We start from the raw sequence: 24,855 nt of genomic DNA, 5'->3' as shown, positions 1-24,855 counted from the left end.
AAACAAGTTTTAAAATTAGAAATCATGAAAAAAGCAAACCTCCTTATCTTTTTATTATTGCCTTTATTTTGTTTAGCACAATCATTTAAATTAAAAGGGAAAATAGCAAGCGAAACAACTCCATTAGAATGGGCTGATGTTTCTATATCAAATTCAGAAGGAAAAATTATCGACGGAACTACATCTAAACAAGATGGCAGTTTTGAAATCAATCTTAAAAATGGGTCTTATAAAATTGCAATCAGCCTTTCAGAATTTGCAGATTATGAAAAAGAATTTAAAATAGAAAATGATACTGATTTAGGAACAATCATTTTAAAACAAAATACGACAAATCTTAGCGAAGTTGTTATTCAAACGAAGAAAAAAACCATCGAACAAAAAACAGATCGTTTGGTTTATAATCTTGAAAACAATGTTACAACCGTTGGCGGAGACGCTTTAAGCGCTATAAACACAGCACCTGGAGTTGTGGTGCAAAATAATGCTATTAATATATTAGGAAAAGGAACTTCTCGCGTTATGATCGATGGAAGAATGATTGAATTAACAGGTGAAGAGCTAAATAATTTCCTTAAATCTATTTCGGCAAGTGATATTAAGAATATCGAAATAATAAGTAATCCTCCATCAAAATATGAAGCCGAAGGAACTGGCGGATTGATTAATATTATTATGAAAAAAGGTGCTCGCGATTCATGGAAAAACACAACCACTGTTTCATATGATCAAAGTAAATATGGTATTTTTACCTTAAGAAATAATTTCTTTTACAATAAAAATAAATTTAGGCTTTCGGCCAGCGTTAACGGAAAAACGGGTTATAGAAATATTGATGAGGCCTTAGATATGTATTTTGTTGAAGGACCATCGAAAATGAATGCAAGGACGAAATTAAATGAGCAAAACCTATCTGGAAAACTAGCTTTGGATTATGATTTTTCAGAAAAAACAACAATTGGTTTTCAATTTTTAAAAGATAAAAGCAATCCTGATTTTGACTCGGACATTAGAATTAATAAATACAGTACTCAAAATGAATTAGAGAGTTATATAGTTAATGAGAGCTTTTTAGATAAGAAAACGGGCAATCAAACGTATAATTTGCATTTGATTACTAAACTTGATTCTCTAAACCGAAAATTATCATTTGATGCAGATTACTTTACTTATAATTCAAAATTCGACAGAGATTTTATAGCTAATAATTATACATCAGATGGAACTTTTGTTGACGTAAATCAATCAGGACGAAATATTTCGAATCAGAATATTGATAATTTGAGCTTTAAGGCTGATATGGAACATCCATTTCAAGCTTTAAACTTGTCGTATGGGGCGAAAGTGAGTTTTACAAAAAGTAATAGTGATGCTGTTTTTTTTAACACTATTACGGGAACTCCAGAACTAGATACGAATCAATCAAATCAATTCAAATATACCGAAAATAACCAGGCCATCTATATTAGTGCAACTAAAAAAATCAATGAAAAATGGAATTTTCAAGCGGGATTGCGATTAGAAAATACGCAAACAAATGGTTTTTCAAAAAACATGAATCAGGAAACCATAAATAACTATTTTAAATTATTTCCAACTTTTTATGCTTCTTATAATAAAAATGAAAACAACAGTTTTAGTCTGAATTATGGAAGGAGAATTCGCAGACCGAGTTTTTCGTTGTTAAACCCGTTTCGAATTTATATAAGCAGTAATAGTTATTCAGAAGGGAATCCGTTTTTAAAACCTTCTTTTAGCGACAATTTTGAATTTTCACATTCATACAAAAAGATATTGAGAACCAGTTTTTTCTTAAATTCGATTACAGATGGTTATGGTGTAATATTTACTGCAAACCCAGAAACAATGACACAGGTTATAACGAGAGAAAATTATTTTAAAGGTCTTGATTTTGGAATTGGAGAAACGTATTCAGTTAATTTTGCAGATTGGTGGGAGAGTGAGAATTCATTGTATTTTCTAGGGTCTAAAATTAAATTTATTAAAGATATTAATGCAACACCAGCAAATGGTCTTCAGGTTGATTTTTCAACAAATAACACCTTTTCATTGGGTAAAGCAAGCAAATTGCAAATAGATTTTAATTATACAACGCCTTATAAAAGCGGTTTATATAATACAGGATATACGTCAAGTTTAAATATTGGTTTTAAACAAGATTTGCTAAACAAAACAATGCAGATTGCCTTTTTAGTAAACGATATTTTTAATACTTCATACTTAAAAAACGATGTTTCAATTGTCAATGGCGTAAAACAAGTCTACAGCCAAAATGAAAGCAACCGATTTGTTCGTTTATCTGTGGTTTATAATTTTGGAAACAAAAAAATCAATGTAAAAGAGCGTGCTTTTGGAAATCAGGATGAGAAAAAGAGAGCGAATTAGTTAGATAATTAAATAATGTGTCAGTTAGAAAATTATCTGATTATCTAACTGACACATTATCTAATTTATTATAAGAAGAATGCCAGTAAAATTCCAAGAACGATCATTGAAACTTTGGCAATATTAAATTTATGGCCTTCACTGCTTTCAAAAATAATAGTCGATGAAATGTGGAATAAAATACCAATTACGATTGCAGTTATTTCAGTATAATAATCGTTTAAAAATGGTAAATATTGAGATGCAATTGTGCCTAACGGCGTCATAATGGCGAAAGTCAGCATAAAGGCAAATATGGCTTTTTTGTTTAAATCGGCATTAATGAAAAATGTCGTCAAAATTACGGCAATTGGCAAATGATGAATGGCAATTCCTAAAGCTAAGTCATGATGATGGCTTACGGGAAAACCTTCTAAAAAGGCATGAATACAAAGACTGATAAAAAGCAACCACGGAATTTGAGACATTTTTGCATGCCCGTGAACGTGGCCGTGTTCTGCACCTTTTGAGAAAAATTCTAAAATAATCTGAAACAAAATTCCAACCATTATAAACACACCAATATTATGATTGTGAGTACTATAAACTTCTGGCAGAAGATGCATTACAGTTAATGACAACAAAAATGAACCGCTGAAAGCAAGCAGCAGTTTTAAGTTGGTTTTGTTTTCTGGTTTTATAAACAAAGCCACAATATATCCTAAAAGTACAGAGAATAAGGGTAGTAAGTAGTTCATTATTTTGTTTAATCGGTTTTGTTTAATTGTTTAACAGTTAAACCTATTTAAAAATCATGATTAATCTTTCGCTTTCGGTTTTGTGAAATTTTTTGAGTTTGTAATCTCCAAAAATATCTAATAGAAAAATACCAGCTTCGGCCATTAATTCTTCGAAATCTTTCAAAGTCAAGGCTTTTACTTTTTCTGTAAAATGATATTTTCTGCCTTGATCTTCAAAATCAATTTCTTTTAAAATGTGCCCATCTTCAACATATCTTTTAATTTTAAAATCGATTCCGTCTACAGTTTTTACTTCTTCAGGAACTAAAGTATCGATAACCTGTGCAACATTCATAAAATCAATCACGGCGAAACCGTATTCAGATAAACTTTCTTTGATTGCTTTTAAAGTTGTGAGATTGTCATCATCGCTTTCGAAATAACCAAAACTCGTAAACAAATTAAATATTGCATCAAATTTTTCGTCAAACGGCTCGCGCATATCATGCACTTTAAAATGCAGGTTTTCATTACTGTTCTTGCTGGCTTCGGCAATGCTGTTTTCAGATAAATCGGCTCCCAAGACATTAAACCCGAGTTGATTTAAATAAATCGAGTGACGCCCTTTTCCGCAGGCTAAATCTAATACTTTCGCTTTTTCAGGAAGGTTTAGATAATGCGTAAGATTGTCCATAAAAATCTGGGCTTCTCGGTAGTTTCGGTCTTTATAAAGAATGTGATAATACGGAGTGTCAAACCAAGAAGTAAACCAGTTTTCGGTGTTACGCTCCTGATTTGGTGTTGGTGAGTTAGGTGCTTCAGACATTTATTCTATTTCAATTAATTCAAAGTACCGCAAATTTAGTGTATTTTTGCCGAAAAATAACTATTTCGTGAGGATACCTGAATAATCTAAGTACACCTTCGATTGGAGTTGTTTTTTAATACAAAAATAAAGATGGAAGAAAATTTTAGAATGATTGCCAAATGTTTTTTTGGCTTTGAAGAAATATTAGAACAGGAATTGCGTGCACTTGGTGCTCAGGATGTAGAAAAAGGCGTGAGAATGGTAAGCTTTAAAGGAGATAAAGGTTTTATGTACAAAGCCAATTTATCACTTAGAACTGCGCTTAAAGTTTTAAAACCTATTTACTCATTTAGAGCAAATAACGAACAGGCATTATATAAAGGTATTTCTGGCGTAAACTGGTCGAAGTTATTAAATGCCAACCAGACTTTTGTTATCGATGCAACCGTGCATTCTACATATTTTAATCACTCTGAGTTTGTTTCTCAAAAATGTAAAGATGCAATTGTAGACCAATTTAGAGAAAGAACTGGTCAGCGTCCTAGTATTGACAAAGCTTTTCCAGATTTACGAATAAACATTCATATCGACAAAGATCAGGTTTCCGTCGCTTTAGATACTTCTGGAAATTCATTGCATCAGCGTGGTTATAGAACTGCAACAAACATTGCACCTATAAACGAAGTTTTAGCTGCAGGAATTTTGTTGTTATCAGGATGGGAAGGCCAAAGTCACTTTTTAGACCCAATGTGCGGATCTGGAACTTTTTTAGCAGAAGCGGCAATGATCGCGTGTAATATTCCGGCAAACATCAACAGAAAAGAATTTGCCTTCGAAAAATGGAAAGACTGGGACAACGATTTATTTGATCAGATTGTAAACAGTTTAATGAAGAAAACAAAGGAATTTCATTATACTATAAAAGGTTTTGATAAAGCACCAAGTGCAGTAAACAAAGCTAAAGACAATATCAAAAATGCAAATCTTGACGATTATGTAACGATTTCAGAAGATAACTTTTTTGATTCAGAAAAAGAGGTTGAAGGAAAACTGCATATGGTTTTCAATCCTCCTTATGATGAGCGTTTAGATATTCATATGGAAGAATTTTACAAAAATATTGGAGATACTTTAAAGAAAAGCTACCCAGGAACAAACGCTTGGTTCATTACAGCAAATCTAGAAGCCTTGAAATTTGTAGGTTTAAAACCTTCACGTAAAATCAAACTTTTCAACGCAAGTTTAGAAGCGCGTCTAGTAAAATACGAAATGTACGAAGGAAGCAAGAGAACGAAATTTCAGATTTAAGGTTCTTAGACGCTAAGTTTCTAAGATACTAAGATTTGTAATAATAATTTTAAGGTTCAGAAATATAGGTCTAAGAAAAAAACTTAGCATCTTAGAATCTCAGAACCTTAGTAACTTAAAAAAAAATGACAAAACTACAAGTAAGAGCTTTTTTATATCAATTAGGATGTTTCGCAATTTTGTTTATTTCAGGAAGATATATAATTGCGGCTTATACAGAATTAACAGGTTATTGGATTCCGATTACCGCTTTTATTGTGGCGACTTTAATTTCACCTCAATTTCAAGCTGTGAAAACGAAAGACGGAGAGAAACTTTTTATGAAATGGATTTTCTTAAAAGGAGTTAAAGAAATTAAATAAAATTTTATGAGGATAATTGGACTTATAGGCGGCATTAGCTGGGTTTCTACTGCAGATTATTACAAACTTATAAATCAGGGAATAAACGAAAAAATGGGAGATTTAAATTTCTCAGAATGTTTGATTTACTCTTTCAATTATGCTGATATTAAAAGAAATAACGAAAACAACGATTGGGATTCTACTTTTAATATGCTTTTGAAAGGCTGTGAGTTCTTAAAATCGGGCGGGGCAGAAGCAATTGTTTTGTGCGCTAATACAATGCATTTTATAGCTGACCGACTTGAGAAAGCTATTGATTTGCCAATTATTCATATTGCAACGGCAACGGCTGTTGAAATTCAAAAGCAAGAAATAAAAAAAGTAGGTTTATTGGGTACCAAGTTTACAATGGAGCTTGATTTCTTTAAAGATAAATTAGCGGCAAAAGGAATTGAAGCCATTATTCCGCAAAATCAAGAAGATAAAGATTTTATTCACACTACAATTTTTGAAGAATTAGGTAGAGGACTTGTAACAGATGCAACAAAAAAACGTTACTTAGAAATAGCGAATCAATTGATACAAGAAGGAGCTGAAGGAATTATTTTAGGCTGCACTGAAATTCCGTTAGTAATTAAACCTGAGGATTTAAAAGTTCCTGTTTTTGATACTGCTTTAATACATTCAAATGCTGCAGTAGCTTTTCAGTTATCTTAAAATAAAAATAAAAATAAAACCCCGAATTCATTATTAAAGAATGAATTCGGGGATTTAATTTTTTGTAAAATCTATTATTTTTTAGGTGCTGGCTTTTTAGTTACGGCTGGTATTATTGTTTTTTTCTTATAAATCGGAATAAAATAAGAAACCGTATAGTTAAAGCCAATTCCAAAACTTCCGTCGTAAGTTCTATTAAATCCTGGAATATAGAGATTATCAAAACCAGAAGGTTTGCTATTGGTAACCAACATTTTCAGCTGCACGCCAAAGCCTACAAATACGTTATTAAAAACTTTTGCTTTTACGCCCATTGCAACCTCAATCCAGCTTGCAGATAATCCGTTATATTTTTGACCGTCAGCAATTGCAGGCTGTTCGCCCCAATATGGGTTTGGATTGTAAATTTTATAGCTATTTAATTCCTGACTAAAAGTACTAAATCCGCCTCGTAAACCAATTGTAATTAAGTTTTCCATATCGAGCCAATTTTGGTACAAATTGTAATCAAAACCACCTTTAATATAAGTTCCTGTTGCAGTTGAATTTAATCTGTCGTCATCAGTAGTTTTGTCTTCAAACCCAAGTTCGGCCGCTAAATAGTATTTTTTTGTTAAACGAAAATCACCTGTAACTTCAATTCCTTTATAGTCATTGTCGTATAATCCGCGGGTCAATTTGTACAAATCGAGACCTACGCGAAGACCATAACGATCCGTTTTTATACTGTCAGGTTTAACTTCCTGCAAAACTGGCTTTGCAGCTTCTGTTTTTGATTTAACCGGAACAATCTCTTTTGTTACTGTTGTAGTTGACGTTTCTTGAGCCTGACCCAAAAACATTGAAAACAATAAGCAAAAACTAGAAATATATTTCAATGTGTGTTTCATTTTCAAATTCAACATTATATTGTTTTACATAAACTTGCTGCATCCATAATCCCTTAGCGTCTGAATCGATCTGCGTAAAAGGCGTAGTTGCTGGTGGTCCAACTTCATCTTGATTTAATTCGAAAATTGTTTTAAAACCACAGGCTCTGGAAACATATACATTTCGAGTTTTATAATTAAATGTTATTTCATCTTCATTTATTGCTGCCGGATTATCATTTTCAGAATCTAAAACAAATTTAAAAGTCGATGATGTGGCATCTGTTCTTAGCGGGATAGAAATAGTGCTTCCGTTTGCAAGATATTTCGCATCATCAATTCCACTTTCATTAAAAATAATTCCGTTTGGCTGTCCTTCTCCAGTTACTTTCAAATCAGTTACTTCTTTCAGTTCTGACGGACTATTAGCATTATAAAAAGTAATTACTAACCGTGGCGTTGTTGGTGTATCTGGATCACAAATGTCATCTTTCTCGCAGCTTGACAATCCAAAAGTGAAGAGCAATAGAAAAGCAATTATTTTTTTCATCTATAATTTTGTTATCGAAGTTCTAAAAGTACAACATTTTCAACATGATGTGTCTGCGGAAACATATCAACCGGCCTAACACGTGTAACTTTATATTTTTCATCCATTAAAGCCAAGTCGCGCGCCTGTGTTGCGGAATTACAACTTACGTAAACTACTTTTTTAGGAGCAATTTTCAAGATTTGCTCAATAACGTCCTTATGCATCCCGTCTCTTGGCGGATCTGTAATAATAACATCTGGTTTTCCGTGCTGTGCAATAAAACTTTCGTTAAATACAACTTTCATGTCTCCAACAAAAAACTCGCAATTTGTAATATTATTGCGTTCTGCATTTGCCTTAGCGTCTAAAATTGCTTCTGGAACACTTTCTACTCCAATTACTTTTTTTGCTTTTTTAGAAACAAATTGTGCAATAGTTCCAGTTCCAGTATATAAATCATAAACGGTTTCATTGCCAGAAAGTCCAGCAAAATCACGTGTAATTTTGTATAGTTCGTAAGCTTGATCAGAATTAGTCTGGTAAAAAGATTTAGCATTGATGCTGAATTTTAAACCTTCCATTTCTTCAAGGATATAATCTCTACCTTTATATAATTTAATGTCTTGATCGTAAATGGTATCGTTTTGTTTTGAATTTACCACATATTGCAATGAAGTTATCTGTGGAAATTTTTCATATAAATGATCTAAAATCAATTCACGATTTTTCTTGTCATTTTCATAAAACTGAATCAAAACCATGATTTCGCCAGTAGAAGCCGTACGAATCATAAAAGTTCTTAATAATCCAGATTGTTCTCTTGGATTAAAGAATGCTAAATTATGTTCGTTAGCAAAATCTCTGATTTCATTTCTAATAGCATTCGACGGATCTTCCTGCAAATAACATTTTTGAATGTCAAGAATTTTATCCCACATTTTCGGAATATGAAATCCAAGCGCATTTCTGTTTCCTAAATCTTCTGAACTTCCAATTTCTTGTTCTGTTAACCAACGAGCATTAGAAAACGAAAATTCCATTTTGTTTCTGTAAAAAAACTGCTTTTCTGAACCCAAAATACTTTCGAATTCAGGGAGTTCAACTTTTCCAATACGCTGTAAATGATTTTTCACTTCGTTTTGTTTGTAATACAATTGTTGGCTGTATTTCATATTTTGCCATTTGCATCCTCCACAAACTCCAAAATGCTCGCATATTGGTTCGATGCGATGTTCTGAAAATTCATGAAATTTTACGGCTTTGCCTTCATAATAGGCTTTTCTTTTTTTGAAAGTTTGTACGTCAACTACATCACCCGGTACTACATTCGGAATAAAGATTACTTTTCCGTCAGGAGCCTTCGCTACTGATACTCCCTTTGCTCCAGCATCAAGAACCTGGATTTGATGAAAGACAACTTTGTCTGTATTTTTTCTTCCCATAGCGCAAAAATAAGGGTTTGTAAACTTTTATAAATTTAAATTTTAAAATATTTTATCAAATTCTTCAATTTACTAGTTTAATTGCGTTTATAAGTTAACTTTGTTTTTAGCAATTGCCCTAAAAGCTACATTTTTAACCTATAGTATTGTTATTTTTTTATGAAGTTGTATCATAATCTTTCACAAATAAGCTTTCTAAAAAAAAGTTATGCGTTTAAATTTTTGTTTGTAGCTTTTATAGGTATTCATATTCCTTTGATCGGAATTTTATTTTTTGTGCTTTATTCAAGTCATACTATTTCGCCAACTTCTATTTTAGTTTTTTCTCTCATTATGACTTTGCTGGCAACTTTGGTAACTCTTTTGGTATTAAACCAATTGATTAAGCCTATTGCTGTTGCCTCAAAATCGTTAGACGATTATAGAAACAATCGAAAATTATCTGTTTTGCCTACGGAATATACGGACGAAGCAGGTTTGCTGATGTGTAATATTCAGGAATCTATATATGAATCTGAAAGTTTTATAAATGAAAAACAGGATTTAATTTATATGCTTTCGCATGATTTGAAAAATTTTGCTGGAAATCCGCAAGGTTTGGCACAATTAATATTAAGTGAGAATCCATCAGAATCGGTAAAGCATTTAGCCGAGTTAATTTGCGAATCGACCAATCTTCAATTCCGATACATAGAAAATTTTATCAAACTATTAAAAGAACAGGATCAGGTTGTAAAATTAAATCCGGAAGCAAAACTTGTTAATTTTTCAAATATTGTACCTTTTATTAATGAACAAGTCGAACAGCGACTGATTGATAAAAACATAAATATGAATTTAAGTTTAGAAACAACTGAAGCTAAACTTAGAATTGATGAGGGATTGCTGGTTCAGGTTTTAGTAAATTTAATCAGCAACGCTATTAAATTCTCTTATTTTGACAGTGAAATTAAAGTCCGAATTTATAACGAAGATTCTAAATTAATTATAACAGTTGCTGACAAAGGAATTGGTTTTAATAAAGATCAGATTGAAGAATTATTCAAAAAATTCACCAAAATGAGCCGACTAGGAACTGCAAATGAACTTTCAACCGGAATTGGTCTTTACTTGTGCAAAAAAATCATCGAAAGAAATAAAGGCGATCTTAGTGCTAAAAGCGAAGGTAAAAATAGAGGAGCCGAATTTAAAATTGAATTTGAGGTATAGTTTTTTTTTTAGGAGTTGCTAAGGTTCTAAGGTTCTGAGTTGCTAAGATTAAAATGAGAAAATTCAGTTTGTTTTAAAAAGCGGTATTTCTTAATAACGTAGGTTTTCCATCTACACACCCAACTCCGGCGGGTGGCGAGACAATATCACAGGTCGAAAAAATATTCCATTTTCCATTAAATGCTACTCTTGCATCAGTATAGGTTTTTACTTTAGCTAAAAATTCGGCTGTGTTTATTTTTTTAGAATAAACAATAAATTTTTCTGGTCCACCGCATGCTTTTGCGCCAATTGCAGTAAAATCCCAATCTTTTGAATCTGTACAGGTTTCTGAATTAACTTTAGAAAGCGTTAAAATTTCCTGATACATTTTTTCTAATTGTTGCATGTCATTTTCTTTAGCATCAGAATTATCAGTGCGGTCATTACTGCACGAAACAAAAAATAGACAAAGAGTTGTTAGTATAAAACTTAATTTTTTCATGGTTAGTGATTGAAGGTTAGTTTTATACATAGATGTATAAAACCAAAAATAGTTGCGTGGATTTTTTTAAAGATGCTAAGGTTCTGAGATTCTAAGACGCTGAGATTAAAAAAAACTTAAATCTCAGAACCTCAGTATCTTAGTATCTTAGAAGGCTACCATAAATGATGTACTGAAGGTTTTATATATTCTTCATAAATTGCATTCATAGCTGCAATCTTCTCAGAAGTTAATTTAGGTAAATCATAAACCGATAAATTAGACTCAACGTGACTTGCTTTCGAAGCACCTGGAATTATGCAGCTTATATCTTGAAAACTTAAAATCCACTGTAAGGCAATAGGAGCAAGGTTTGGAGTTTCAGGAAATAAAGCTTTTAGTTTTTCAACGGCTTTTAAACCTAATTCATAATCAATTCCAGAGAAAGTTTCTCCTTTATCAAAAGCATCTCCGTTTCTATTGAAGTTGCGATGATCCTGCGAATCAAAAGTTGTTTTTGCATCAAATTTACCAGTTAAAAGCCCGCTTGCCAGAGGAACTCTGGCAATAATTCCAATGTCTTTTTTTCTAGCTTCGGAGAAAAATAATTGCGACGGGCGCTGACGAAATAAATTAAAAATAATTTGAACTGTCGTTACATTCGAATATTCGATTGCTTTTAATGCTTCTTCGACTTTTTCTACACTTACGCCCAGATTCAAAATTTTGCCCTGATCTTTTAACCGGTCGAATAATTCAAAAATTTCAGGTCGGTAAAAAACTTCAGTAGGAGGGCAGTGCAGCTGAATTAAGTCCAAAGTTTCTAATCCCGTTCTTTTTAAACTGTCTTCAATATATTTTTGAAGCACTTTTGGCTGATAGCCTTCACTCACATGCGGATTAATAAAACGGCCGCATTTTGTAGCTACATAAATACGCTCAGATCGAGAACGAACCACTCTTCCAACAGCAGTTTCGCTTAATCCATTTTCATAAACATCAGCAGTGTCAATAAAATTAACACCATTATCAATTGCAGTATGTATAAGCTCATCTGCAGTTTTATCATTAAAACCTGATCCCCATTTTCCTCCAACTTGCCAAGTACCAAGTGAAATTTCAGAGATGTTAAAGTTCGTTTTTCCTAGTTTTCTGTAGAGCATAATTTTTTTTTGAGGTTAAAAGGTATAAGCGACAAAGGTTCAAAGTTTTTTAAGGTTTTAAAGAACTTATTTCTGTTTCTGAACCTTTGTAACTTTGAACCTTTGTTCCTCTTTTTCAATCAAATAAATCCGAAGACAAATAACGATCACCCCGATCACAAATGACAGCTACAATAACGCCGGATTCTAATTTTTCGGCAATTTTTAGGGCAACTGCTACAGAGCCACCACTGCTCATTCCGGCGAAAACGCCTTCTTCTAGTGCTAGTCTTTTGGTCATTTCGCGGGCTTCCTCTTCGCTTACATCAACAACAGTATCCACTTTTGATGCATCAAATATTTTAGGTAAATATTCCTGAGGCCATTTTCGAATTCCAGGAATCTGAGATCCATCGCTTGGCTGCGCGCCCACGATTTGAATTGCTGGATTTTTTTCTTTTAAATAAGTCGAAGTTCCAATAATTGTTCCTGTTGTCCCCATAGCCGAAACAAAGTGCGTTACGGTTCCTTCGGTATCATTCCAAATTTCTGGTCCAGTTGTTTTATAATGCGCTTTCCAATTGTCGTGATTCGCAAACTGATTTAACATGATGTAACCGCCTTCTGCCACTTTTTTGTCGGCATAGTCCCGCGAACCAATAATTCCGTCTTCAGCAGGCGTTAAAATAACTGTAGCGCCATAAGCTCGCATGGTTTGTGTTCTTTCTTTTGTAGAATCTTCGGGTAAAACCAATTCTATTTCGATTTGAAACAATTGCGCAATCATTGCTAAAGCTATTCCGGTGTTGCCGCTTGTTGCTTCAATAAGTTTGTCTCCTTTTTTAATTTCGCCTCTTTCAAGAGCCGAAGCAATCATGTTATATGCCGCTCTGTCTTTTACGCTTCCTCCGGGATTGTTTCCTTCGAGTTTGAGCAAAAGTTTTACGTTTTTATTTTTAACCAAATTGACAGTTTCCATCAATGGAGTATTTCCAATTAGGTTTAGCAATTTCTGTGGACCCATTTTATTTTTTTTCTTTTATTTTAACTTCAGTTGTAGTAGTGTTCAGAACGATGGAATCTTCTGGAACCGATTTGGTAATCCAGGAATTTCCGCCAACAATACTATTTTTTCCGATGACAGTTTCTCCACCCAAAATAGTAGCGTTGGCATAAATACAGACATTCGCTTCTACCGTTGGATGTCTTTTTGCATTTTTCATTTCTTTGCTTACACTCAAAGCGCCTAAAGTAACGCCTTGATAAATTTTTACGTGTTTTTTGATAACCGTAGTTTCGCCAATAACAATTCCTGTTGCGTGATCTATAAAAAAGGGCGACGCAATTTGAGCACCGGCGTGAATATCAGTTCCGGTAATTCTATGTGCATATTCGCTCATTAACCTGGAAAATAATAATAAATCTAACTTGTATAATTCGTGGCTTAATCTATAAATAGCAATGGCATAAAAACCTGGATATCCTAAATAAACTTCATCAATGCTGTTTGATGCTGGATCATTTTCTAAAATATATTCGGCATCTTGATTTAATTTTTCTAAAACTCCTGGCAATTTTTCGAGAAATCGATCCCAAATCGATTCGCATAAATTTTCTGGTTTTTTACAGGCAAGAACCGCAATTTCCTTGAAGCATATTTCGAGTTCATCAATGCTTAAATCTAAATTGGCATTCGAATCAAAAAGGGTATAGAAAAGTTTCTCGGTAAAATCTTCTGTTTTGGTTTTGATTCCGTAATTTATATTAGAATGGCTTTTTAAAGCCTTAATATTTTGTATGATATTGTCTTTGGTCACAATTGTAAAATTGAATGGATATTTGAAACGTTAAAAGTAAGGCGTTTTTTGTAAATAAGGACACGAATTAACTAAAGAAATTTTGTATTGCCGATTCTATTTGTGATAAATAAAAGAATTATAAATGCTCATTTTTTATATGATTCTTAAGAAGTTAAATGCGTAAATTAGCCAGTAAAATTTATAAAAATGAAAAACAATTTGACTTTTAAAAGTGCTATTTCTGATCTTGATTTTCCGGAAAGTGAGAAAATTTGGGGCAAATCGATACACGATCCTATTTTAGGGCTTATAATAAAAGATTTTCCGTCGTTTAATGATAATGACTGCATTGCGGTAAAAGAATTAAATGAATACCGCCAAAAATACATTTCGAATTATTTGTCTACAGAAATAGGAGCGCTTTCTGATCTTGAGAAGAGTGTTATTGCTTCCTTAAAAGAAGATAAATCAATAGTGAGTATTATTGAAGATGAAGGAGAAACAAGAAGTTTTGGTCAAAAAATAGCTGACAAAGTAGCTGACTTTGGCGGAAGCTGGACGTTTATTCTTTCTTTTTTGTTTTTTATTGTGCTTTGGATTGGGGCAAACGTTTATATTTTATTGAATAAAGGTTTTGATCCTTATCCGTTTATTTTGCTGAATTTGATTTTATCCTGTATTGCCGCATTGCAGGCGCCAGTCATTATGATGAGCCAAAATCGTCAGGAAGAGAAAGATAGAAATCGTGCAAAAAAAGATTATATGATCAACTTAAAATCAGAATTAGAGATCAGAATGATTCATGATAAAATTGATCATTTGATTATGCATCAACAGCAGGAATTAATCGAAATTCAAAAAGTACAGATTGAAATGATGAACGATATTTTGAATCAGATCAAAAAATAATTCTTACAAAAATTAGATGTAAAAGTGTTTATAAAAGTAACCGCCAACCATAAAAATCAAGTTGAAGAAAGCTAAATTCCAAACTATTTTTTTATAATTTCTCGATCTGTCTAAAAAATACAAAGCCACAAAAATGAAAAATAAAAGCATAGAATAGACCGCCGGATACATATAAAAAGCGGCTAAAAATTCACCTTTAAAAAGTAAGAATAAAGAACGCTGAAAACCACAGCCTAAACACTCTATTCCGAAGAGGGTTTTGAAGAGGCAAGGGATCATATATTTTTCTAAACTCACGGTGATTGTTTTGTGCAATTTTACAAAAAAATATTGGATATCATTTCAAGAGTTGAGAACTGCTATTTTAAAGTTTCATACTTTTGAAAACTTATACTTAAAGAAAATGAAAGCGTTTAAAATTTTAATAATGATTCTTGCTATTTCGGTTGCGTTATATGAGCAGGTTTCTGAAGAAAAAAATATCTATATAATGGTAATTGCAATTGTAGTTTTCATGTATGGAATGATGCAGCTGAGTGCAAAAACACCGAGTAAAAATCAAGATAAAGAGGAGCAGGATGTTGACTAAAGGAGATAAGGTTTCAGTTTTAGATGAAGCCATAAACGGAACAGTTGTTTCAGTTAAAAACAAGGAAGTTTTGATTGAAACTGAAGATGGATTTATGATGACATTTTTTGTCAATGAATTGCTTAAAATTCACGATTCCAGTAATTTAATGAATTCTATTAAAAGAATTAATTTAGATGAGATTTCGAAAGAAAAAACAGAGCCAAAACCTAGGAGTTTTGTAAAAGAAAAGAAAGATAAACGCGAAATTTCGGCTCCAGAATTTGATTTGCATATCGAAAAGCTAGTTCCAAATAAACGCGGTATGTCAAATTATGACATTTTAACTTTACAGACTGAAACCGCAAAAAGACACATTGAATTTGCGATCAGAAATCGCATTCCAAAAATTGTTTTTATTCACGGCGTTGGCGAAGGAATCTTAAAAGCCGAACTTGATTTTTTATTGGGCCGTTATGATGGAATAGATTTTCAAGACGCCAATTATCAAAAATATGGTTTAGGTGCCACCGAAGTTTATTTTAGACAAAACAATAAATAAGACTGTTTTATAGAGTCTAAATTATTGGATTTAATATATAAAAAAACATCCGTTTTTCACTCTAATTCTTAATAGAAATCAAGTTAAAAAACAGATGTTTTTTTGTAAGAATGAAAAAGCTTTTTTTTACTAAATAACTATTGTTACTGTTCCTAAAACAAAAGTTGTAGCTAGATTAAAAATACTGTTTCCTTTTTTAAGTTTTGCATTTTTAAGAACAACGGTATGTTTGTAAACATTGTTAGTGTGTGTTGTAGTTACTTCTATAATTCCACTTAAACTTGCAACACCTGTTTCACCTACCCATGTATCTTTTACTGTAGGAGTCGTTGGCGTTAATGTTACACAATAATAGTCTTTTGGGCTTGTTGGCAAATTACCATTGTATGTTCTGTAATATAAATTATTTAAAGTCGCAGTTGTATTTGTGGCCGCATTAATTAAACTTGTTCTAGGTTTGCCAGTTGGAGTATCTTCATTGATAAATAAAGAAGCTGCATCAAAGTTTTCAAGTACTAATGAATTTGAAAGATTGTTATTGTAAACTTTCTTTTGTTCAGAACAATAATCAGCTGTTTCATCTGGAACAGTTACGACAACTGGTGTAACTGATGACAAATAGTCTCCGAAAATATATTCTTTTTCAATTTGTTCTTGTGGTTTTAAAAACGTAATATTTCTAAAAACAATATTATGACTGTAACCTGTAATTTCAGTATGACCATCATCTGGTGCTGGTGATTTATAAACTGGCGATGTTGCGATGACAATTTTTCCAGATTTTCCAATCCATTCTTCAGTAACATTAGGCGTTTTTGGAGGTATTGTACCGCATATGTTTTCTTTTGCTACAGTACCGTCATATGCTCTGTAAACAACACGATAACTGCTATTGTCAATGTCATAGGTTAAGGTGTCGCCTGGGGTAGTAGGATTGTTTTTAATACTGCCTGAAGGCAATTGCAGAAGAAGTGATTCCTGAGTCTTAAGTTTATAAATTAAAGTACTGGTTGTATCACAACTTGTCGAGGTAACATCTGCAAAATCGATAGTTTCTATAGTTAAGTCGCCATCATCACAACCGTTTAATAAAAGGCCAAAAAACAAAAGGCATGCATATTTTTTCATCGTAATTTTATTTGGGTCAAAAATAGTGAAAAATTTGGCAAATGATATTTAAGATTAGACAATTGATATTTCATAACTTTGCAATGATGAAAAAAGTATACCTCGATAACGCCTCTACTACTGCTATACGCCCTGAAGTTATTCAGGAAATGACCAAAATTATGGCAGAAGATTTTGGTAATCCGTCTTCTACGCATAGTTTTGGCCGTAACGGAAAAACTATTTTAGAACTTTCTAGAAAAAGTATTGCCAAAAATTTAAATTGTTCTGCACAGGAGATTATTTTTACTTCTGGCGGCACTGAAGCAGATAACTGGATTCTGAGATCTGCTGTTGAAGATTTAAAAGTAGAGCGAATTATTACTTCTAAAGTAGAACATCACGCTGTTTTGTATGCTGTTTTGGCTTTACAGGCAGATTATAATATTCAGGTTGATTATGTGAAAATTAATTCTGACGGAAGTATCGATTTAACACATTTGTCTAATTTATTGGCAGAAGAAAAAAAGACAATTGTTAGTTTAATGCATGTTAACAATGAAACGGGAACTGTTTTAGATCTTGATCGAGTGGGAACAATTTGCAAGCAGTATAATACTTTGTTTCATTCTGATACCGTACAATCAGTCGGTAAAACAGAAATTGATCTGCAAAAAACCGCTGTAGATTTTATTGTAGCAAGTGCACATAAATTTCACGGACCAAAAGGTGTTGGTTTTGCTTTTATTCGCAAAAACTCTGGTTTACAGCCTTTAATTTTTGGTGGAGAACAAGAAAAAGGACTTCGTGCCGGAACCGAAGCCGTGCATCAAATTGCTGGAATGGCAAAAGCTTTGTCTGTATCTTATGAGAATTTAGATCGTGAAAGAGAATATATTTCAGGTCTTAAAACCTATCTTATTCAGCAGTTGAAAATTCATTTTCCAGATTTTAGAATCATTGGAAAAAGAGACGATTTTTATAATCTTATAAACATTATTTTGCCTTTTTCATCAGATAAAACTTCTATGCTTTTGTTTAGTCTAGACATGAAGGGAATTGCAGTTTCGAGGGGAAGCGCCTGCCAATCCGGAAGCATAAAACCATCGCATGTTTTAAAAGAAATGCTTTCGGAGACTGATTTAAAATTACCAAATCTCCGAATTTCATTTAGTCATTACAACACCAAAGAAGATATCGATTGGTTGATTGAGTGTCTTAAAGTTGTTTAAAGTTTGAGGTTTCAGGTTTCAGGTTCTGGATAAAACTTGAAACCTGAAACTTGAAACCTGGAACAGAAAAAAATCACTATTTTCGAATCACTTTTACCTGTGAATCATTTGTCAATTTTATAATGGTTGAAGGTTTTCCTGCAACTTTATCCTGATTCAATTTTACAACATAATCAACTCCGTTAATGATTTCAGGATTAATGTCTTTGAAAGCAATAGGAGTGGGCTGTCCAGAAATATTAGCCGAAGTTGAAACCAATGGCTTTTTCATTCGCTCTAATAATTTAAAACAAAAAGGTTCTTTTACGATGCGAACTCCAAGCGAATTATCAGCTGCAATTATATTTTTAGCAACGTTTCTTGGTTCGTCTAGAATTAGTGTAGTTGGTTTTTCAGATAAATCTAAAATTTGCCAAGCTACTTCTGGAATGTTTTTAAATACATTATACATCATTTTTTCGCCATTCATCAAAACAATCATACTTTGTGTTTCAGCACGCTGTTTTAGCTTGTATATTTTTGCAACTGCCTCTGGATTAGTAGCATCACAACCAATTCCCCAAACCGTATCTGTCGGATAAAGAATGATGCCGCCTTCTTTGATAACGTCGTAAGCGTTGATTATTTCTTCGTTCATTGTAAAATGTTTGATAACTTATTATGTTGCAAAAATAATCTTTCTTGTTGGTATAAAGTTTAAATTTAATTTAGAATAATGAAGTTTTTCTTATTTATAAGATTATTTTTGTTCTTTAAGTCAGAATATCAAAAAGAGATTTATTGTAAAAAATGCTTTAATAGTAGGCAATAATTTTTTTAACAGATTTAATTTTAAAATACCACATGTCTGAAAAATTAGTAAAAATAGTTATTCCTGTCTATAAGGAGTATTTTGGTGAACTTGAAGAAAAATCGTTTTTACAATGCTGTAAAGTCTTAAAAGACTACGAAATTGTAATTGTACATCCAGAAGGATTGAATCATTCTTATTTAACGGATAAGTTTGATAATATTACTGCTAAAAGTTTTCCTAAAAAATATTTTGCTAACATTAACGGTTACAATGAATTGCTGTTGTCAGATTTATTTTATGAAGCTTTTTTAGATTTCGAATACATTTTAATCTATCAATTAGATGCTTTTGTTTTTAAAAATGAATTAATAAAATGGTGCAAAAAAGGATATGATTACATTGGAGCACCTTGGATTGCAACTTCTACAGATTCTTTTGGAATGAATATCTTCAACAAAGTAGCAAGATTATTCAGGTCAAAAAAGAAGAATGAACGCGAACAGACTTTCTTTAAAGTTGGCAATGGCGGACTTTCATTACGAAAAGTAGCTTCTCATTATGCAATTGCAAAACAGCATCAACAATTTATTTTTGATTTTTTACATGAAAAAGAAAAGAAAATTTATGCAATCGAAGACGTTTTTTGGTCTTTAAAAGGTCCTGAATTAGACCCGAATTTTAAAATTCCTGGTTATAAGGAGGCTGTTTACTTTGCTATCGATCGAAAACCTAATCTAGCAATGAAATTAACAAACAACGAACTTCCGTTTGGATGTCACGGAATAAATAAACCTAAAGTAATCGAGTTTTGGAAACCACTAATTGATCAATATTAAGATACGCTTTTGTAAAAATCATAATAGTTTTTTTGCATAACATTCAAATCATGATTTTGTTTTACCAATTGAAAAGCGTTCGTTTTTATGTTTTCCTCCAAATCAGGATTTTCTAAAATTTCGAGCACCCTTTTGGATAGTGTTTCCGTATCTTTTATCGAAGCTAAAAATCCTGTTTTTCCGTCAACAATAACTTCTGGAATTCCTCCAGCTTTTGTAGAAACAACTGGAATTTTGCTTGCAAATGCTTCATAAATTGTCAGCGGAAGACCTTCAGTAATTGAAGTTAACAAAAACACATCAAACTCAGGAAGAAGATCTATTGTGCTTCTAAATCCTGTAAAGAATAGATCATTCTCTAAAGAAGCAGCTTTTGCATATTTAATTAGATCTTTTTTTAGCGGTCCATCTCCTATAACAATAAATTTTATAGGATAGTTTGTTTCATTATTCGTTTTAATTTTTTTTGCTGTATCAATAAAAGTATAGATATCTTTTTGATTAGTCAATCCGGCAATATTACCGACAATTTTGGTTTCTGGTGAAAAATTAAACTCTCTATGCAGTAGATTTTGATTTGATTTATGGGTAAATTCTTCAACATTAATAGCATCATAAATCGTTATTAAACGTTCTTTATTCGGAATGATTTTATCGAAAATGTCTTCTACAGCTTTTGATACACAGACAATTTTCTGAATTTTAGGATGTGAATATTTATATCGATTCAAAAATTTATCTTTGATTTTGTTGTTTCTTTTTCTGCTTAAGATTAAAGAAGTGCATTTTTTTAAGAATTTTAAAGCTATTAAACCTGCATTAAGTGCAGAAGAGTCATGAATATGCACAATGTTGATTGATTCTTTTTTACAGATTTTTACAATTGCCACAGTTAGGTTGAAGAGTTTGAATTTGTTTTTTTTATAAGTAAAAAAAATGGCATTATCATTTTTGCAAATTGCGGCTAATATGGAGTTGTGAGGGCATAAAATGTATTGTTTTAATTCACTTTTTTCTTTTAAAAGTTTATAAACAGTATACATTTGAGCATCACCACCTCTTAGTTCAGTTATTGATGTAATATTTAATATTTTCATTGTACGTCATATTTTCGATTGCAAAATAATAGAAGACAATTATAAAATATTTGTTGTAAAAGTTTTAAAAACAACAGAATAAGCTTTTTTAATCCAAGAAAGTATTTGTAATAAAAGAATACAGAACTTAATAAATAAAGGTTTTTATTATTAGAATGAAAGCATTTAGTTATTTTTGAACTTTAAATATTACAGATACTCGCTATGCCTTTAAAAATCAACGAAAAATATAAGTCCGACGAAAATTATATATCACAGATTATCAATAGTTTTCAAACCTCTGGAGAACTTTTTGGCAATGGAGATCGTAATAAAATTAAATTGTTTGATTTAAACGGAAAAGCGATAAACATAAAATCGTTCAAAATCCCGAATATCATAAACAAAATTGCTTATAAATACTTTAGAAAATCTAAAGCAAGACGCTCATTTGAATATGCTACGCTTTTGTTAGAAAAAGGAATTGGAACACCAGAACCAATTGCGTTTCTTGAAAATTTTAATTTTATTGGTTTAAAAGACAGTTATTATGCAAGTGAGCATTTAGTAACCGAATTGACATATAGAGAATTGGTAGAAATTCCTAACTATCCAGATCATGATAATATCTTAAGAAAATTCACCAAATTTTCTTTTGATCTGCATGAAAAAGGAGTAGAGTTTTTAGATCACTCCCCAGGAAACACTTTAATTAAAAAAGTTTCTGAAAATCAATACGCATTTTTCTTAGTGGATTTGAATAGAATGAATTTTCACGACGCTATGAGTTTTGAACAGCGTATGGATAATTTTAGACGTCTGACGCCTAAAAAAGAAATGATTGCGGTAATGAGCAATGAGTATGCTAAATATTACACTGATAAAACGGAGGCTGAAATTTTCGAAAAAATGTGGCAGACAACTACTCATTTTCAAGAAGAATTTGCAAAAAAGAAAAGGCTGAAAAAGAAACTTAAATTCTGGAAATCTTAGTTATTAGATCTGATTTTTTTAAGCTCCTGAAAACGCACTGCAACACTCAAAGCATTAAGATAGCAAATTATAATTCCTTTTTTTCCATCTAAGATTCCTAATCGGAGTATATATTGATTTAAAAATTGATAAGCCGGACGAATGTAAAAATGAAAAAAGTTAGGTTTGGTATTTTTTAACAGCTCTTCCTGAGCTTTCAGTTTTCCGTAAAAGACCATTTTTTGCTTGTAGTCTTCATATTTCGAGTACGAATAATGAATCAGTTTAGTTGTTAATTGACCAATTTTTCCATTTACAATTAATTTTTCGTGAACAATTTTTTCATGATTATAAATAGCACTTTCTTTCTTAAAAAGTCGGATGATTTTATCAGTCTGCCAGCCGCTAAAACGCAGTTTTTTATTTTGAAACATAAAGTTTCTGCGAACAAAATAAGCCGAAGCACTGTCTTTTTGATTAATCACAAAACTGATTTCTTTTTGAAGTTCAGGCGTCAGTCTTTCGTCAGCATCAACAAAAAGAATCCACGAATTTGAAGAAAGGCTTAAAGCAAAATTACGTTGAGAAGCAAAATTATCAAAAGCACGCTGCACTACTTTTACATTATTAAAAGAAGAAGCAATTTCAAAAGTTTTATCTGTGCTAAAAGAATCTACAACGATTATTTCATCGGCGAAAGCCAAATGATCCAAAACATCTTTAATATTTTGTTCTTCATTATAGGTAATAACCAATGCGGTTAATGGTTGTTTTTCTGCCAAAATCATTGTAATGGAACGCTTAAATTTTGACTTAAGAACGACTCCATTTCTTGTGCAAAAAATTCAGGCTTAAATTCCTGATATAAAGATAAAGCTTCTTTCTTGAGCATTTTTTCGGTTTTTTGCTCAAATAAATCAGCACGATAATCTTTTAAATGAACAGAAAGATGATGAATTCCGTCCTCAAAAGTGGCCCAGATTTTCTTTTCAATCCACGGAGAAAAAATAATAAACGATGGTTTTTCAAGTGCTTTTGCCATATTTATTGCACCTCCATCATTTCCAACAATCAAATCACATTGATTCATTAGTCCGATGAATGAGCGCAAATCTCCTCCCAATAAATCAAAATAAATTTTTGCTTGCGTTGAAGGTTTACAGATGTTAAAAACGGCTTTGGCTTCTTCTAGCTGTTTCGGAAAATAATTAAAAAGAATATTTACATCTGCGGTATCAGCTACGTAATCGACAACTTTAGACATAAACTCTAAAGGATATGTTTTTAATTTTTCACTGCCCAAAAGACTAATCATAACAGTTTTTCGATCTTTTCGAACGTTGTGTTTTTCAAAAAGTGCCAAAGCTTGCTGATTTTCTTTTTCAGAAACAAATAATTTCGGAATCGGATCGATTTGAATTTTCAGATCTAAAGGTTCTAATAGCGAAAGGCGTCTTTCAATAGCTAAACCCAAATTTGTTTTAGGAAAAGGTTCAAACGCAACATTATCTGTATATAAAAACTTTCTTCCTGGTTTTTTATAGGATATTTTTCGTTTTGCATTGCTTAACAAAACCAATATCCAGCTTTCTAATTTCGAATAGGCATCAATTACTAAATCGTACTTTTCGTTCCGAATCTGAAGTCCAAGTTTTAATAATTCCTTTTTGCTTTTTCGATGTTTTTCTTCAAACAAAATAATATTGTCAATACTTGAATTGCCTTCTAAAACTGGCGTTGTTGAGGCATAAACCAAATAATCTATTTGAGCCTCCGGATAAGCAGTACGCAAATTGTTGCATATTATACTGCTGATCAAAACGTCACCGATCATTTTTTGCTGAATTACAAGTATCTTCATATAGAGAATTAAATCTTTTTAAGAGATTACAAATTGAAGCAAAAAAAATCCAAATTCCAATCATTATCAATTGGAATTTGGAATTTTTAATATGTTTTTCCTTAAAATTTATACAGCAACGTCGTATTCGCGAAGCGCATTATTTAATGAAGTTTTTAAATCTGTAGATGGTTTACGAGTACCAATGATTAAAGCGCATGGCACTTGAAACTCTCCAGCTGCGAATTTTTTAGTATAACTTCCTGGAATAACAACTGAACGTGCAGGAACAAAACCTTTCATTTCAACAGGTTCGTCACCAGTTACATCAATAATTTTTGTTGAAGCAGTCAAGCAAACGTTAGCGCCAAGAACAGCTTCTTTACCAACATGCACACCTTCTACAACAATACAGCGAGAGCCAATAAAAGCGCCATCTTCTATAATTACAGGAGCAGCTTGTAATGGTTCTAAAACACCACCGATTCCAACTCCACCGCTTAAGTGAACATTTTTACCAATTTGTGCACAGCTACCAACAGTTGCCCAAGTGTCAACCATAGTTCCTTCATCGACATAAGCACCAATATTTACATAACTTGGCATCAAGATAACACCGCTTGAGATATAAGCTCCGTAACGTGCAACAGCGTTTGGTACTACACGAATTCCTTTTTCAGCATAACCTCTTTTCAGCAACATTTTATCATGATATTCAAAAATACCAGATTCCCATGTTTCCATTTTTTGAATTGGGAAATACATTACAACTGCCTTTTTAACCCATTCGTTTACTTGCCATTTGTCACCAACTGGTTCAGCACAACGTAATTTTCCAGCATCAACCAATTCGATAACTTCTCTAATGGCATCAGTTGTTGTAGTTTCTTGTAATAAAGCTCTGTTTTCCCAAGCTTGTTCAATTATAGTCTGTAAAGAATTCATAAGTTTTAATTTTTGGCAAAGATAGCGTATTTGTAGAAAAGCAGAAAAGTAAAACCTTTTGAAAATGTTATATATGTAACATTTTGTTTTTAATTTGATAAATAAATTTTGTTCACATTTAAATTTATTTGAACATAAATTGCCTGTAAAAGTTTTTTTATTGTTAGAATATGACAAAAGTCAGATTTCTAAGTTTTTCTTCTTTTTACTTTCGCACTGTGATTCCGAAACAGCGAAAGCGGAATTATAAATACCAT

Annotated in this window: 27 protein-coding genes; 11 read left to right on the top strand and 16 right to left on the bottom strand. The window is 32.0% G+C overall.

Translation table 11 applies throughout. From position 1 onward, the window contains the following. The first annotated feature begins 24 nt into the window (after positions 1 to 24). Positions 25 to 2,406 carry a TonB-dependent receptor domain-containing protein gene (locus tag IRZ83_RS03495; RefSeq protein WP_194566862.1) on the top strand — a complete coding sequence of 794 codons (2,382 nt, stop codon included), beginning with the start codon at positions 25 to 27 and terminating at the stop codon, positions 2,404 to 2,406. A 68-nt stretch (positions 2,407 to 2,474) separates the two neighbouring features. Here IRZ83_RS03495 and IRZ83_RS03490 read toward each other — a convergent pair whose 3' ends face one another. Then, the gene (locus IRZ83_RS03490) at positions 2,475 to 3,143 is read right to left on the bottom strand and encodes a ZIP family metal transporter (protein ID WP_029269226.1); all 669 of its coding nucleotides are present in this window, start codon (positions 3,141 to 3,143) and stop codon (positions 2,475 to 2,477) included. Between the two features lie 43 nt (positions 3,144 to 3,186). Then, the gene (locus IRZ83_RS03485) at positions 3,187 to 3,951 is read right to left on the bottom strand and encodes a class I SAM-dependent methyltransferase (protein ID WP_029269228.1); all 765 of its coding nucleotides are present in this window, start codon (positions 3,949 to 3,951) and stop codon (positions 3,187 to 3,189) included. A gap of 132 nt (positions 3,952 to 4,083) precedes the next feature. On the opposite strand from IRZ83_RS03485, the gene IRZ83_RS03480 reads away from it, so the two are divergent. From IRZ83_RS03480 to IRZ83_RS03470, 3 genes are all read left to right on the top strand, one after another. After that, a complete protein-coding gene (locus IRZ83_RS03480) occupies positions 4,084 to 5,241 on the top strand; it encodes a class I SAM-dependent RNA methyltransferase (RefSeq protein ID WP_029269230.1) in 1,158 nt (385 codons plus the stop codon). A gap of 125 nt (positions 5,242 to 5,366) precedes the next feature. After that, positions 5,367 to 5,603, top strand: coding sequence for a hypothetical protein (locus tag IRZ83_RS03475; RefSeq protein ID WP_029269232.1), 237 nt, complete (start codon positions 5,367 to 5,369; stop codon positions 5,601 to 5,603). 6 nt (positions 5,604 to 5,609) lie between these two features. Then, a complete protein-coding gene (locus IRZ83_RS03470) occupies positions 5,610 to 6,302 on the top strand; it encodes an aspartate/glutamate racemase family protein (protein WP_194566860.1) in 693 nt (230 codons plus the stop codon). Positions 6,303 to 6,376: 74 nt separating this feature from the next. On the opposite strand, the gene IRZ83_RS03465 is transcribed toward IRZ83_RS03470, so the two are convergent. The 3 genes from IRZ83_RS03465 to rlmD are packed head-to-tail and all read right to left on the bottom strand — an operon-like array spanning position 6,377 to position 9,145. Continuing rightward, complete coding sequence (locus IRZ83_RS03465; protein ID WP_029269236.1) at positions 6,377 to 7,192, bottom strand: DUF6048 family protein; 816 nt, start codon at positions 7,190 to 7,192, stop codon at positions 6,377 to 6,379. Then, on the bottom strand, positions 7,164 to 7,721 hold the full coding sequence (locus tag IRZ83_RS03460; protein WP_029269237.1) for a DUF6452 family protein: 558 nt from the start codon (positions 7,719 to 7,721) through the stop codon (positions 7,164 to 7,166). The genes IRZ83_RS03465 and IRZ83_RS03460 overlap by 29 nt, the downstream gene beginning before the upstream one ends. A gap of 11 nt (positions 7,722 to 7,732) precedes the next feature. Further along, positions 7,733 to 9,145, bottom strand: coding sequence for a 23S rRNA (uracil(1939)-C(5))-methyltransferase RlmD (gene rlmD / locus IRZ83_RS03455; RefSeq protein ID WP_029269238.1), 1,413 nt, complete (start codon positions 9,143 to 9,145; stop codon positions 7,733 to 7,735). A 222-nt stretch (positions 9,146 to 9,367) separates the two neighbouring features. On the opposite strand from rlmD, the gene IRZ83_RS03450 reads away from it, so the two are divergent. After that, positions 9,368 to 10,354 (top strand): sensor histidine kinase, encoded by a 987-nt coding sequence (locus tag IRZ83_RS03450; RefSeq protein WP_228515080.1) that lies wholly within the window; start codon positions 9,368 to 9,370, stop codon positions 10,352 to 10,354. Positions 10,355 to 10,427: 73 nt separating this feature from the next. Here IRZ83_RS03450 and IRZ83_RS03445 read toward each other — a convergent pair whose 3' ends face one another. The 4 genes from IRZ83_RS03445 to IRZ83_RS03430 all read right to left on the bottom strand — a co-directional run bounded on the left by IRZ83_RS03445 (position 10,428) and on the right by IRZ83_RS03430 (position 13,776). Beyond that, on the bottom strand, positions 10,428 to 10,838 hold the full coding sequence (locus tag IRZ83_RS03445; protein WP_194566857.1) for a hypothetical protein: 411 nt from the start codon (positions 10,836 to 10,838) through the stop codon (positions 10,428 to 10,430). A 155-nt stretch (positions 10,839 to 10,993) separates the two neighbouring features. Further along, complete coding sequence (locus IRZ83_RS03440) at positions 10,994 to 11,980, bottom strand: aldo/keto reductase (protein ID WP_194566856.1); 987 nt, start codon at positions 11,978 to 11,980, stop codon at positions 10,994 to 10,996. A gap of 115 nt (positions 11,981 to 12,095) precedes the next feature. Then, the gene (gene cysM, locus IRZ83_RS03435) at positions 12,096 to 12,983 is read right to left on the bottom strand and encodes a cysteine synthase CysM (RefSeq protein WP_194566855.1); all 888 of its coding nucleotides are present in this window, start codon (positions 12,981 to 12,983) and stop codon (positions 12,096 to 12,098) included. A gap of 1 nt (position 12,984) precedes the next feature. Beyond that, positions 12,985 to 13,776, bottom strand: a complete 792-nt coding sequence (locus IRZ83_RS03430; RefSeq protein ID WP_029269248.1) for a serine O-acetyltransferase — start codon at positions 13,774 to 13,776, stop codon at positions 12,985 to 12,987. 189 nt (positions 13,777 to 13,965) lie between these two features. Here IRZ83_RS03430 and IRZ83_RS03425 point away from each other — a divergent pair, with 189 nt between their 5' ends. After that, positions 13,966 to 14,667 (top strand): DUF1003 domain-containing protein, encoded by a 702-nt coding sequence (locus IRZ83_RS03425; RefSeq protein WP_194566854.1) that lies wholly within the window; start codon positions 13,966 to 13,968, stop codon positions 14,665 to 14,667. Positions 14,668 to 14,679: 12 nt separating this feature from the next. On the opposite strand, the gene IRZ83_RS03420 is transcribed toward IRZ83_RS03425, so the two are convergent. Then, positions 14,680 to 14,946 carry a DUF2752 domain-containing protein gene (locus IRZ83_RS03420; protein WP_228515107.1) on the bottom strand — a complete coding sequence of 89 codons (267 nt, stop codon included), beginning with the start codon at positions 14,944 to 14,946 and terminating at the stop codon, positions 14,680 to 14,682. A gap of 124 nt (positions 14,947 to 15,070) precedes the next feature. Here IRZ83_RS03420 and IRZ83_RS03415 point away from each other — a divergent pair, with 124 nt between their 5' ends. Further along, positions 15,071 to 15,256: a hypothetical protein gene (locus IRZ83_RS03415; protein WP_029269253.1), complete on the top strand. Its 186-nt coding sequence runs from the start codon at positions 15,071 to 15,073 to the stop codon at positions 15,254 to 15,256. Beyond that, positions 15,246 to 15,797 carry a Smr/MutS family protein gene (locus tag IRZ83_RS03410; protein ID WP_029269255.1) on the top strand — a complete coding sequence of 184 codons (552 nt, stop codon included), beginning with the start codon at positions 15,246 to 15,248 and terminating at the stop codon, positions 15,795 to 15,797. The genes IRZ83_RS03415 and IRZ83_RS03410 overlap by 11 nt, the downstream gene beginning before the upstream one ends. A 129-nt stretch (positions 15,798 to 15,926) precedes the next feature. Here the strand turns inward: IRZ83_RS03410 and IRZ83_RS03405 are convergent, their stop codons facing one another. After that, entirely contained in the window at positions 15,927 to 16,925 is a 999-nt protein-coding gene (locus IRZ83_RS03405; protein WP_194566853.1) for a hypothetical protein, read from the bottom strand. An 86-nt stretch (positions 16,926 to 17,011) separates the two neighbouring features. Between IRZ83_RS03405 and IRZ83_RS03400 the strand changes: the two genes are divergently transcribed. Next, positions 17,012 to 18,136, top strand: a complete 1,125-nt coding sequence (locus IRZ83_RS03400; protein ID WP_194566852.1) for a cysteine desulfurase family protein — start codon at positions 17,012 to 17,014, stop codon at positions 18,134 to 18,136. Positions 18,137 to 18,212: 76 nt separating this feature from the next. Here the strand turns inward: IRZ83_RS03400 and IRZ83_RS03395 are convergent, their stop codons facing one another. Further along, entirely contained in the window at positions 18,213 to 18,773 is a 561-nt protein-coding gene (locus tag IRZ83_RS03395) for an L-threonylcarbamoyladenylate synthase (protein WP_194566850.1), read from the bottom strand. 206 nt (positions 18,774 to 18,979) lie between these two features. Here IRZ83_RS03395 and IRZ83_RS03390 point away from each other — a divergent pair, with 206 nt between their 5' ends. Next, positions 18,980 to 19,765 carry a DUF5672 family protein gene (locus tag IRZ83_RS03390; RefSeq protein ID WP_194566848.1) on the top strand — a complete coding sequence of 262 codons (786 nt, stop codon included), beginning with the start codon at positions 18,980 to 18,982 and terminating at the stop codon, positions 19,763 to 19,765. Here the strand turns inward: IRZ83_RS03390 and IRZ83_RS03385 are convergent. Then, on the bottom strand, positions 19,762 to 20,862 hold the full coding sequence (locus tag IRZ83_RS03385) for a glycosyltransferase family 4 protein (protein WP_194566846.1): 1,101 nt from the start codon (positions 20,860 to 20,862) through the stop codon (positions 19,762 to 19,764). The two genes, IRZ83_RS03390 and IRZ83_RS03385, sit on opposite strands and share 4 nt — an antisense overlap. 204 nt (positions 20,863 to 21,066) lie before the next feature. On the opposite strand from IRZ83_RS03385, the gene IRZ83_RS03380 reads away from it, so the two are divergent. Further along, positions 21,067 to 21,834, top strand: coding sequence for a Kdo domain containing protein (locus tag IRZ83_RS03380; RefSeq protein ID WP_194566844.1), 768 nt, complete (start codon positions 21,067 to 21,069; stop codon positions 21,832 to 21,834). Here the strand turns inward: IRZ83_RS03380 and IRZ83_RS03375 are convergent. From IRZ83_RS03375 to IRZ83_RS03365, 3 genes are all read right to left on the bottom strand, one after another. After that, a complete protein-coding gene (locus IRZ83_RS03375) occupies positions 21,831 to 22,601 on the bottom strand; it encodes a glycosyltransferase family 2 protein (protein WP_194566842.1) in 771 nt (256 codons plus the stop codon). The two genes, IRZ83_RS03380 and IRZ83_RS03375, sit on opposite strands and share 4 nt — an antisense overlap. Next, a complete protein-coding gene (locus tag IRZ83_RS03370; RefSeq protein WP_228520653.1) occupies positions 22,598 to 23,674 on the bottom strand; it encodes a glycosyltransferase family 9 protein in 1,077 nt (358 codons plus the stop codon). The genes IRZ83_RS03375 and IRZ83_RS03370 overlap by 4 nt, the downstream gene beginning before the upstream one ends. A gap of 108 nt (positions 23,675 to 23,782) precedes the next feature. Further along, on the bottom strand, positions 23,783 to 24,598 hold the full coding sequence (locus tag IRZ83_RS03365; protein WP_026982140.1) for a 2,3,4,5-tetrahydropyridine-2,6-dicarboxylate N-succinyltransferase: 816 nt from the start codon (positions 24,596 to 24,598) through the stop codon (positions 23,783 to 23,785). Positions 24,599 to 24,855: the final 257 nt, after the last annotated feature.

The sequence above is a fragment of the Flavobacterium sp. JLP genome (assembly GCF_015350755.1).
Lineage (GTDB): Bacteria > Bacteroidota > Bacteroidia > Flavobacteriales > Flavobacteriaceae > Flavobacterium.
Note: the sequence above shows the minus strand (reverse complement) of the source record. Positions and strands in the feature narration are given on the sequence as shown.

Excerpts from the sequence above, each read along its gene's own strand:
- IRZ83_RS03495 (WP_194566862.1), top strand. The coding sequence starts at position 25 with ATGAAAAAAGCAAACCTCCTTATCTTTTTATTATTGCCTTTATTTTGT.
- IRZ83_RS03490 (WP_029269226.1), bottom strand. The coding sequence starts at position 3,143 with ATGAACTACTTACTACCCTTATTCTCTGTACTTTTAGGATATATTGTG.
- IRZ83_RS03485 (WP_029269228.1), bottom strand. The coding sequence starts at position 3,951 with ATGTCTGAAGCACCTAACTCACCAACACCAAATCAGGAGCGTAACACC.
- IRZ83_RS03480 (WP_029269230.1), top strand. The coding sequence starts at position 4,084 with ATGGAAGAAAATTTTAGAATGATTGCCAAATGTTTTTTTGGCTTTGAA.
- IRZ83_RS03475 (WP_029269232.1), top strand. The coding sequence starts at position 5,367 with ATGACAAAACTACAAGTAAGAGCTTTTTTATATCAATTAGGATGTTTC.
- IRZ83_RS03470 (WP_194566860.1), top strand. The coding sequence starts at position 5,610 with ATGAGGATAATTGGACTTATAGGCGGCATTAGCTGGGTTTCTACTGCA.
- IRZ83_RS03465 (WP_029269236.1), bottom strand. The coding sequence starts at position 7,192 with ATGAAACACACATTGAAATATATTTCTAGTTTTTGCTTATTGTTTTCA.
- IRZ83_RS03460 (WP_029269237.1), bottom strand. The coding sequence starts at position 7,721 with ATGAAAAAAATAATTGCTTTTCTATTGCTCTTCACTTTTGGATTGTCA.
- rlmD (WP_029269238.1), bottom strand. The coding sequence starts at position 9,145 with ATGGGAAGAAAAAATACAGACAAAGTTGTCTTTCATCAAATCCAGGTT.
- IRZ83_RS03445 (WP_194566857.1), bottom strand. The coding sequence starts at position 10,838 with ATGAAAAAATTAAGTTTTATACTAACAACTCTTTGTCTATTTTTTGTT.
- IRZ83_RS03440 (WP_194566856.1), bottom strand. The coding sequence starts at position 11,980 with ATGCTCTACAGAAAACTAGGAAAAACGAACTTTAACATCTCTGAAATT.
- cysM (WP_194566855.1), bottom strand. The coding sequence starts at position 12,983 with ATGGGTCCACAGAAATTGCTAAACCTAATTGGAAATACTCCATTGATG.
- IRZ83_RS03425 (WP_194566854.1), top strand. The coding sequence starts at position 13,966 with ATGAAAAACAATTTGACTTTTAAAAGTGCTATTTCTGATCTTGATTTT.
- IRZ83_RS03420 (WP_228515107.1), bottom strand. The coding sequence starts at position 14,946 with ATGATCCCTTGCCTCTTCAAAACCCTCTTCGGAATAGAGTGTTTAGGC.
- IRZ83_RS03415 (WP_029269253.1), top strand. The coding sequence starts at position 15,071 with ATGAAAGCGTTTAAAATTTTAATAATGATTCTTGCTATTTCGGTTGCG.
- IRZ83_RS03410 (WP_029269255.1), top strand. The coding sequence starts at position 15,246 with ATGTTGACTAAAGGAGATAAGGTTTCAGTTTTAGATGAAGCCATAAAC.
- IRZ83_RS03405 (WP_194566853.1), bottom strand. The coding sequence starts at position 16,925 with ATGAAAAAATATGCATGCCTTTTGTTTTTTGGCCTTTTATTAAACGGT.
- IRZ83_RS03400 (WP_194566852.1), top strand. The coding sequence starts at position 17,012 with ATGAAAAAAGTATACCTCGATAACGCCTCTACTACTGCTATACGCCCT.
- IRZ83_RS03395 (WP_194566850.1), bottom strand. The coding sequence starts at position 18,773 with ATGAACGAAGAAATAATCAACGCTTACGACGTTATCAAAGAAGGCGGC.
- IRZ83_RS03390 (WP_194566848.1), top strand. The coding sequence starts at position 18,980 with ATGTCTGAAAAATTAGTAAAAATAGTTATTCCTGTCTATAAGGAGTAT.
- IRZ83_RS03385 (WP_194566846.1), bottom strand. The coding sequence starts at position 20,862 with ATGAAAATATTAAATATTACATCAATAACTGAACTAAGAGGTGGTGAT.
- IRZ83_RS03380 (WP_194566844.1), top strand. The coding sequence starts at position 21,067 with ATGCCTTTAAAAATCAACGAAAAATATAAGTCCGACGAAAATTATATA.
- IRZ83_RS03375 (WP_194566842.1), bottom strand. The coding sequence starts at position 22,601 with ATGATTTTGGCAGAAAAACAACCATTAACCGCATTGGTTATTACCTAT.
- IRZ83_RS03370 (WP_228520653.1), bottom strand. The coding sequence starts at position 23,674 with ATGAAGATACTTGTAATTCAGCAAAAAATGATCGGTGACGTTTTGATC.
- IRZ83_RS03365 (WP_026982140.1), bottom strand. The coding sequence starts at position 24,598 with ATGAATTCTTTACAGACTATAATTGAACAAGCTTGGGAAAACAGAGCT.